Origin of the sequence: Streptosporangium sp. NPDC000095 (genome assembly GCF_042899335.1) — a bacterium.
Taxonomy (GTDB): Bacteria; Actinomycetota; Actinomycetes; order Streptosporangiales; family Streptosporangiaceae; genus Streptosporangium.
On record NZ_JBIAZS010000007.1, the window covers coordinates 356,677 to 366,141 of the forward strand.

General features: G+C 70.3%; 8 protein-coding genes. All 8 read right to left on the reverse strand.

The features are described from left to right. Positions 1 to 3 precede the first annotated feature (3 nt). On the reverse strand, positions 4 to 1,041 hold the full coding sequence (locus tag ACFY3V_RS18815) for an MraY family glycosyltransferase (protein ID WP_362906010.1): 1,038 nt from the start codon (positions 1,039 to 1,041) through the stop codon (positions 4 to 6). Beyond that, a complete protein-coding gene (locus ACFY3V_RS18820) occupies positions 1,038 to 2,027 on the reverse strand; it encodes an NAD-dependent epimerase/dehydratase family protein (protein WP_362906008.1) in 990 nt (329 codons plus the stop codon). The genes ACFY3V_RS18815 and ACFY3V_RS18820 overlap by 4 nt, the downstream gene beginning before the upstream one ends. 60 nt (positions 2,028 to 2,087) lie before the next feature. Continuing rightward, entirely contained in the window at positions 2,088 to 3,053 is a 966-nt protein-coding gene (locus ACFY3V_RS18825) for an NAD-dependent epimerase/dehydratase family protein (protein WP_362906005.1), read from the reverse strand. Continuing rightward, positions 3,050 to 4,231, reverse strand: a complete 1,182-nt coding sequence (locus ACFY3V_RS18830; protein ID WP_362906003.1) for a glycosyltransferase — start codon at positions 4,229 to 4,231, stop codon at positions 3,050 to 3,052. Before ACFY3V_RS18830 ends, ACFY3V_RS18825 begins: the two co-directional genes overlap by 4 nt. A 249-nt stretch (positions 4,232 to 4,480) precedes the next feature. Further along, positions 4,481 to 5,812, reverse strand: coding sequence for a hypothetical protein (locus tag ACFY3V_RS18835; protein ID WP_362906001.1), 1,332 nt, complete (start codon positions 5,810 to 5,812; stop codon positions 4,481 to 4,483). Positions 5,813 to 5,815: 3 nt separating this feature from the next. Next, entirely contained in the window at positions 5,816 to 6,904 is a 1,089-nt protein-coding gene (locus tag ACFY3V_RS18840; protein ID WP_389774732.1) for a glycosyltransferase, read from the reverse strand. Continuing rightward, complete coding sequence (locus tag ACFY3V_RS18845) at positions 6,901 to 8,016, reverse strand: glycosyltransferase family 4 protein (protein WP_389774735.1); 1,116 nt, start codon at positions 8,014 to 8,016, stop codon at positions 6,901 to 6,903. The genes ACFY3V_RS18840 and ACFY3V_RS18845 overlap by 4 nt, the downstream gene beginning before the upstream one ends. Position 8,017: 1 nt before the next feature. Then, positions 8,018 to 9,465 (reverse strand): hypothetical protein (locus ACFY3V_RS18850; protein WP_389774738.1); only part of this gene is annotated, 1,448 nt, incomplete at its 5' end.

Genomic DNA, 9,465 nt, shown 5'->3' on the forward strand with positions numbered 1-9,465 from the left:
GGATCAACGCCGCCTTTCGTGGGTTTTCTGAGGGATCCGAGGGGGGTGGGCCGGCGGATGGGCGTTCGTGTCCCGTAGCAGGCCGGCGAGAGTGACGGCGATCGCGCCCGCCACGACCATCGCGACGAGCGGTGACAGCTGGCCCGAGACCGTCGTCAGGCAGAGGGCGCCGGTGAACGCCGTGATCGCGCCCAGCGTCGTGGCGACCGCACGGGTTCCCAGGCCCATACGGCGCAGCCGGTGCGACACGTGGTCGGTACCGCCCCGCAACGGCGGGCGGTTCGCCAGCAGGCGGGAGAGGAGGACCATGCAGGTGTCGACGGTCGCCATGAACGTCGGCAGGAACAGTCCGGCGATCACCCCGTCCGGGGACCGTCCCATGACCAGGACGGTCGCCGAGCAGGCCACCGTGAATCCGAGGAACAGCGACCCGGAGTCCCCCATGAACATTCTCGCGGGCGCCCAGTTGTGCGGCAGGAAGCCCAGGCACGCGCAGGCGAGCGCGCACAGGAGCACCGCGAGCGAGGTGTGGCCCTGGAGCAGGGCCGTGGCCGCGAGGAGGCCGGCGGTCACGGTGGTGACGGTTCCCAGCGCGCCGTCCATGTTGTCCAGCAGGTTGAAGGAGTTCGTCATCACGATGATCCACACCACGGTGAGGACGCTGTCCAGCCACGTCCCGGTGACGGTCGCCTGGACGCCGGAGAACACCACCCCGATCGCCACCGCGGTCTCCACGATCAACCTGGTGACCGCGGGCAGGGGGGTGATGTCGTCGATCAGGCCGAGGAGGGACACCGTGGCGGCGGCGAGGAGGATCGCGATGATCTGCAGATCGGCGAGGCCGAGCGCGATCACGGTGGGCACGACCGTGCCCACCGTGATCGCGACACCGCCGAGGTACGGGGTCGGGCGGCTGTGGGCCTTGTGCCCGCCGGGGCGGTCGGTGAGATCCCACCGCAGCGCCAGACGCCCCAGCGGCACGGCGGCCGTCGCGCTGAGCAGGAAGGCCGCTCCCGCGACGAGGGCGATCGTCCCGCTCACCGCGGGAACGCCGCCGGATCGCCGGAGGCCTCGCTGATGATCTCGGTGAGGATCTGGTCGAGAGAGCGCCGCGGAGTCCAGCCGGTGAGCGCGCGGAGCTTCGCGGTGTCCGGAACCCTACGGGTCATGTCCTCGAATCCCTGCTCGTAGGCCTGGGAGTAGGGGATGAGATCGACCCCGGAGGTGGATCCGGTGAACTCGATGATGAGTTTCGCCAGTTCCATGATGCTCACCTCGTCGCTGGAGCCGATGTTGAAGGTCTCACCGACGGCCCTGTCCTCGTCGAGCAAGCGCAGCAGCGCGTCGACGATGTCCGAGACGTGTGCGAAGCAGCGGGTCTGGGTCCCGTCGCCGAAGACCGTCAGGGGCGTGGCCGACAGGGCCTGCCGGACGAGGCTCGGGATCACCATGCCGTAGGTCGGGCTCTGCCGCGGTCCCACGGTGTTGAACAGCCGGACGACGATCGTCGGCAGGCCGCGCTCCTTGTGATAGGCGTTGGCGAGGATCTCGTCGACGGCCTTGGCGGTGCTGTAGGCCCATCGGACCACCGCGGGGCTGCCGAGGATGCGGTCGGCGTCCTCGCGCAGCGCGCCGGAGGAGTTCTTGCCGTAGATTTCGCTCGTGCTGGTGACCAGGATCTTCTTCCGGTATCGGTGCGCGGCCTCGATGACGATCTCCGAACCCCGGATGTTGGTCGTCAGCGACCGCAGCGGTTGCTCGACGATCAGCTTGACGCCGACCGCGGCCGCCAGGTGGACGACGACGTCGCACCGATGGACCAACTCGTCGACCATGAGTTCGTCCAGCACCGAACCGTGCACGAAACGCAGGCCCGGATGGGGGCGCAGGTTCTCCAGCCGTCCCGTCGAGAGATTGTCCAAGGCGATGACGGAGTCACCGCGCGCGAGCAGCGCGTCGGCCAGATGCGATCCGATGAATCCGCTTCCGCCTGTTATTAGATATTTAGTGCTTGATGTCGTGCTCACGGGGTTCTCCTCGTCACGTTCTTGGAGGGAGATCTCTGTTGGCGGGAAGGATGCGGTGGATCACGCGTAGCCGGCGACCTGCGCCCCGATGGCCGGGGCCTGAGTCCTCTCGAACCAGGCCACCGTCGTGCGGAGCCCGTCCTCAAGCGGGACGGGACACACACCGGGGAACAGTTCGCGCAGCAGACGGGGAGAGGCCTGGGATTGCCGGATGTCGCCCGGCCGGGGTGGCAGGCAGGTCTCCTCGACGGGGCGGCCGAGGATCTCGGCGAGGACGCCCATCAGGTGCCGGAGGGAGACGAGGGTCCCGAACGCCAGGTTCACCGGCTTCGTGCTGGTCATCCGGCGCGCGGCCGCGTCGGCGAGGACCTGGGTCACCGAGCCCACGTAGGTGAAGTCCCGAGACTGGAGGCCGTCGCCGTGCAGCGGGACCGGCTCGCCCCGCAGCGCGGCGGAGACGAACGCCGGGATCACGGCCGCGTACGCGTGCCCGGCGCTCTGCAGCGGGCCGTAGACGTTGAAGAAGCGGAACGGCAGGACCGGCAGGCCGTAACTGTGCGCGTAGGCCAGTGCGTACGCCTCCGCGGCGAGCTTGCCGGCCCCGTACGGGCTGAGCGGTCTGGTGGGCAGCTCCTCGTGCTTGTGGGATTCGGGACTGTCGCCGTACACCGAGGACGAGGAGGCGAGGATCACGTGCGGTCTGCTCGCGCGGCACGCCTCCAGCACGTGCAGGGTGCCGGTCGCGTTGACGGCGTGCGAGGCCAGCGGGTCGGCCAGGGAGCGGGGCACCGACGGCCGGGCGGCGAGGTGGATCACGTGCGTGGCACCGGCCACCAGGTCCGTCAGCAGGTCTCGGTCCAGAATGCTGCCCGTCACCACCGTCGCCTCGACGCCGTCGAGGTTGGCGAGATCCCCGCTGCTCAGATCGTCCAGCACCGTGATGTGCCCGACCTCGGGCCTGGCGGCCAGCGCCCGGCACATGTGCGCGCCGATGAAACCGGCGCCGCCCGTCACCAGCACTCTCATCGTGCGTTCCCCTCCGCCACGAGCCGCCGGCCGCCCTTCCCGCACAGTGACCGGTAGAGGTGCTCGGTATCGGAGACAAGGCGATCCACGCCGAACGCGTATCGTGTCCACTCCTGGGCCGCCTCGCCCATCTGGCGGGCCAGGCCCGGGTCGCGGAGCAGATGGACGGTGTGCGCCGCCAGTTCGGCCGGGTCGGTCGAGGCCAGCAGACCGGTGTGGCCGTCCCTGACGACCTCGGCGACGCTTCCCACCCGGGTGGAGACGACCGGCGTGCCCGCCATGCCGGCCTCGATGAGGCTGAGCGGGGTCCCCTCGTTGTCGGAGGTGAGCACGACCACGTCGGCGGCGGCGTAGACGGTCTCCACGTCCTTCCTCCAGCCGAGCAGGTGAAAGGAGTCGCGGACGGGCTCGACGTCCCGGGTGACCTGCCGCTCCAGGTCGCCGCCCCCGCATACGACGAAGCGGCAGCCGGGGATCTGCCTGGACACGGCGTCGGCCACGGCGAGGAACCGGTCGGGCCGCTTCACCGCGGTGAGGCGGCCCACGTACGCCACGATGGGCGCGTCCGGAGGCAGTCCCAGTGCGGCGCGTGCCGTCCCGCGGTCGGGGATCGGTTTCAGCCCGACACCGGGAGGGATCACCACGTACTGCGAGGGGCGCCCGATCCCGGCCTGGAGCAGATCATCCCTGACCTGGGACCCCACCGTCACGAGCCGGTCCGACACGGAGGCCAGGAGCCGTTCCGACCGCACGTAGAGCTCGCGCCTGAGTGGGGAGAAGTAGCCGTGCAGGAGATGCCCGTGGAAGACGTGCACCCGGGCCGAGCCGACGCCGGCCAGACGGGAGGCCACCCTGCCCAGGGCGCCCGCCTTGGCCGTGCGGGTGTGGACGATGTGCGGACGGAACGCCCGCATGGCGCCGATCAGCCAGAAGAGCGCGCGGTAGTCGTCTCCGGGTCTGACCGACCGGCCGAGGCCGGGGACCCGGTGGACCTGTGTCTCCGTCCCGTGCAGCCGGAGGTGGTCGCACTCCTGGCCGTCGACGTAGCCGGTGTAGAGGCGGTGGTCGAATTCCTTCGCGTCCAACCCCTCCGACAGCCCCGACACCTGCGTGGCGGGGCCGCCGACGTTCATTCGGGCGATGATTTCCATGACACGAATCCGGCCGTCCGGCTTCATGCGGGCTCCTCGGTGACAGGCCTGGTTCACGTTGGAGAAACTAGTTCGCCCTTTGGGCTGTTCGCCGACACCATCACGGTGATGGCGCGATGTTTTTCCTATTCCCTACCTAGGCATGATCTAGCTGGGTCGTCCCAAGTGTTCGCAGTCCGCCCGATGATCCCTATCGGATCCGATGGCTTTGCGAGTGGCCGCGCGGGAAATATGGCGAATTAGCCTTTTATATATCTGTGTTTCGATGCCGGCAGATCACTCGCGCTCTGGACAACCGAGGTCGGTGATACGCCGCAACGACCCGATCCAGAAAGCCGTGCCGAGCGTGGCGACGGCGAGCGTTCCCCATGCGAAACAGAGCGACGCCTGGAACGGGCCCGAGGTGGTCCGGCTGCCGACGAGGAGCACGCCCAGGAGCATGGCCCCCTCCGCCAGGAGGTACGCGAGCCGCCGGCCGGGCCTGCCGAGGGCGAGGGGGAGCACGTTGGACCAGCAGACCGCTCCCTTCACGCAGGCGGCGCCCAGGAGCACCACGGCGACCACGCCGAGGTGGGCGTAGCCGGGGCCGTAGGCCATGCCGATGACGGCGTCGGTCACCGGGAGCGCGACGGCGATGGTCGCCGCTCCGGCCGCGGCGAGCAGCAGGGTGGTGCGCGTGATGTCCCGGATGATGGCTGCCCTTCCCGCTCCCGCCGTGGCACTCCGGATGATCCGGGGATAGAGCATCGCGGCCACCGGGATCGCCAGGTTGGCGTAGAAGCGGCCGGGGGCCGATGCGATCTTGAGGATGGTCACCAGGGTCGGCCCGCCCAGCAGGCCGGCCAGAGTGAGGATGCCCGAGTCGGAGATCCCGGCCACGCTGGTGCCCATGGATGTCTTCACGGTGAAGGCGACCATGCCCGAGGGCAGCCGGACCCGTGCGACGGCCGGTCCCATTCGTGCGAGGAGCCCTCGGGTCGCCAACAGGTAGAACACCACCGCCATCACCAGCGCACCCGCGGCCTGCCCCCCCAGGTAGAGAAGGGGCCCGCCAAGGAACAACCCGCCAAGGGACAGCCCGAACGACAGGACCGCGCATCGCGTCCTGAGCGTGCCCAGAGCGCGCAGCCGGTCTGTCAGCGCGAAGGCCGCGCCCGCCGTGCCGTACGACGCCATGGACCCGCGTGTGATGATCGCGAGAGCGAACATGAGCGCGAACTCGTCCGACAGTGAACCCAGCAGGCGCGCGGCCAGCACCGCCACGAGACCGACACAGGCCGCGGCCACGCCGATCGCCACATCCCAGTGCATCAGGCGCATGAACAGCGAGGAGCCCTGCCCGCTCCGCTGCTGTTCGATGGGCACGAATCGCTGGGCGGCGTTCTCCAGGCAGGGATCGCACAGGAGGAACCAGACGGTCGCCACAGACTGGGCGAAGATGACCTGACCCGATGTCTCAGCCCCCGTCAGGCGTACCAGGGCGATCAGGCTGAGAGTGGGAAGAACCGCCTCGCCAAGGCCGGCGGCGGTCAGCGATGTGAAGGTCCGCAGATGGCGCCCGCCGGGTGGGCGCATCCGCTGGACGGCACGTCCGAGAGTGGTGACCATGTCCTACGAGCAGACCTCGTCATAGAGCCGGTCGAACCAGGCGGCCGCCCGGCTGATGTCCACGAGCTCCGCGCTTTCCCGCGCTCCTTCGCGAAGGCGGGCGTGGATCTCCGGTCGCATCGCCCGCAGGATGCCCTCGGCGAGGGCGGCGGGGTCCCCCGGCCTGACGAGGAGGCCGTTCCTCTGGTCCTCGATCAGATGGGGCACTCCGCCCACGGCGGTGGACACGACAGGCACGCCCGCGGCGAGAGCCTCCATGACGACCACCGGCAACCCCTCGTAGGAGGAACTGAGCACGAGCAGGTCGGAGGAGGCGATGAGCCGGCCGGCGTCGGGCACGTGACCGAGCAGGCGTACGTTGCCCAGGCCGAGCTCCTCGATCCGGCGAGCCACCCGTGCGTGCAGGGGGCCGGATCCGGCGAGCAGGAACACGGGACGGGGGTCTCGCTCCCCGACCCTCGCCGCGGCTTCGACGAGTAGCTCGTGGTTCTTCTGCGCGTGGAAGTTGGCGACGTGCACGACCAGGAAGGTGTCCGGGGAGACGTTCCACTCTCGCCTCGTCTGTTCCGATCGAGCCGCCCAACGGCGTTGTTCGGCGACGTGGACGCCGTGCACGCGAACGGACAGGCCCCGCGAGCGCCTGCCGGTGCGAGCGCGGGCGACCTCGGGGGAGACGGCCACGGTCCGGATGTCCAGCCATCCCGTCGCCCGGTCGAGCAACATCGTCGGCAGGCGGTAGCGCACGTTGTGCACCGTCGAGACCAGGGCCGGGCGAGGACTCAACAGCTGGGACACGGGCCGCAGGAGCGACGCGGGAAGGGGGGAGTGGATGTTGAGAACGTCGGGTTCGAGCCTTCGCACCACGCACGCGAGGCGGGCCAGGCGGAGCCAACGCGGGCACGAGGTGAGGTCGACGACCCGGATGCCCGCCGATCGCAGCCGCCCGCTCAGTTCGTGGGTGGAGGCCCGCAGGCATACGACGGTGTAGCGCTTGCCCGTCGGGGGCGCGGAGAGCAGCCTCTCGACGAGCAGGACCTCCGCGCCGCCCACGTCCAGCGTCTTGATCACTTCACAGACGTGCAGGCCGCTCATGACGCGCTCACCGGGGCGAGGGACCGGTCGGCGATGAGCGTCTCGTACCACTCCCCGATGCGGTCGCCCACCGTCCGCCAGTCGAGGTTCGACACGGCCCGCACACCGCGTTCGATCATCTCAAGGCACAGCGCCTCGTCGTCGAGGACCGACCGCAGGTGCGTCACCAGGTCGTGCACGGATCCCGACCGGAAGACGCGGTAGGCGGAGCCGTCCGCCACGGCCGTGCCGAGCGAGGCGTCGGACGAGACGATGACGGCGGTACCCAGCGCGAGGGCCTCCAGGAGGGCGAAGGGAATGCCCTCGCCGATGGAGGGAAGCCGCTGGGAGGCGTGCACGACCACCTGGGCACGGCTCACCAGCGAGTACACGTCGTCGGCGGGGATGTGCCCGGTGAACTCGATCCCCCGCCCTGTCCCGGCGAGCCGCTCAAGCCGGGCGCGTTCCGGGCCGTCACCCGCGATGACGAGGCGCGCGCCGGGATGGTCGGTCCGTAGCCGGTGGAAGGCCTCAATGGTCAGCGCGTGGTTCTTCACCTCCACCAGCGAGCCCACACTGACGATCAGTCCTGGTTCGACCGGATGTCTCTCCCGGAATCCGGCGAGGTGATCGAGGTTCAGGCCGCCGGGTATGACCCGCATCCGCCGCTCCGGCACGCCGGCCGCCAGCAGGTCCTCCCGCGGCCGTTCTCCGGCCACGATGAATCCGTCGGTGTGGCGGAAGGCCCAGGGCATGATCCGCCGGTGACGCACGGTGAGGGCACCGTGGACATGGATCAGGAGGGGGATCCCCGCCCGCCGTGCGGCGGAGCCGAGACCGAGCGCCTCGCGGTGGTCGCCGTGCGCGTGCACGATGTCGATCCGGTGCGCCCGGCGGAGCGTCCGCGCGCACTCCATGGCGAAGGCGATCACATCCGACCTCCTGGAGACGGCACGGCTGGCAGCTGTCCGTGCCAGCGGAAGCACCCTCGCGCCGCCGGGGACGTCGCCGCGCCGGTGGGCGACGACCACCTCGTGCCCGCGCAGCATCTGCTCGTGGCTGAGGCGCTCGATAAAGACCTCCTTTCCCCCTGGCTCGGGTGGAAGTCGGTATCCGATGTGCAGAATCCTCATGTCAACCTCCCTGATGGGCTCGGTGTCCTTCCGGTCCGGCTCGCCGGGCCGACGCGTCGTCACCCGGTGGGTCGTCGGCGGCGCCTGGGGAGACCTCGTGCTCCGGGATCCGGTAGACGGCGCAGTCGCCGGAGCGGAACCGGAGTTCGGTGAAGTCCCCGATCCTGGAGGTCCGGCCGGTGCGGCGTTCGTCGGCGAAGAGCCAGCGCACCCCGTAGCGCTCGCGCAGCCGCCCGATCGTGGCCGCCGAGGGGGCCTGGAAGGCGGCGTCGTTGAGGGCGAGCCGCTCGCCGTCCCAGAACGGCAGGCGTTCCGGAGGGGACCCCGGTCGCCAGCGACTCGTGTTCGCCGCGGTGTAGGTCCATCCCTCGACCAGCACCCGCCGCTCCGACAGGGCGGCCACCCAGGCCTGGCGGGTGTCGCACGGGTTTTCGTACCCCCAGCGGCAGTGCGCGTTCGTGGCGACCAGGTCGTCGGGGTCCGAGTGGGCGCGCAGCCACCGGCCGGCCTCCAGGGCACCCAGGGGTACGGGTGAGGCCACCGGCCTGACCGGGGGAGAGCCGTTTCCGATGAGGCGGTCCATGACGGAAAGGACACGCGCGTGCCCGTAGGCGGGCAGGCCGATGGCCGCGAGCATGATGGTCACGAGGGCACATCCGCGAAGGCCACCGCACCTGACGACCAGGACGGCGGACACCAGGACGACGGCCACCGCCAGCACGATGTACGGGCGGTAGAGGACGGTGTCCCCCTCACCGGGACCGAGAGGGATCCTGACGCCGCACAGGGCGGGAATCGCATAGGCGGCGACCGCTCCGGCGCCGGCCGAGCACACCGCCGCTCGGGGCGAGACCCGTGCGCGCCGCAGGAGGACGAGGATCCCGTAGACCGCGACGATCACCAGGTAGGGATAGGCGCCCCAGAGGAAGAAGAGCTGGCTCCGGCCCGGGTGCCCGAGCAGGAGCGCCGCGCCCATGCCCGCCGCGCCCATGCCGAGCAGGAGGACCACCGCCGGTCGCAGGAGCAGTCTCGGCCTGCACAGCAGCCCGAGGATCCCGCACCACGCGACGGCCCAGCACAACAGGTAGAGCGACGCGACGGCGAGCACCGAGGCCAACGGAGGGCTCACCTGCTCGCCCAGGCCGGTCAACTCGCCCCACGCGGCTCGCGCGAACGAGAGGGGGTCGACGACCAGCCCTTGCCGCACCCGGCCGAACAGCGTCACCTGCGCGATGAGGAAGCACGCCGCGGTCATCCCGAGCGCGACGAGCGCGGACCGTGGTATCCGGCGCCGCCTGATCACCTCGACCGCGACCACCGCCAGCAGGCCCGCCGCGAGCAGAGGCAGGTAGACGGCCTTGGCTCCCATCACCGCCACCATGAACACGCCGAGCAGGAGCCATCTGCCGACGTCACGTCTCCGGCCTTCGAGGAGGTCGACGAGCAGCA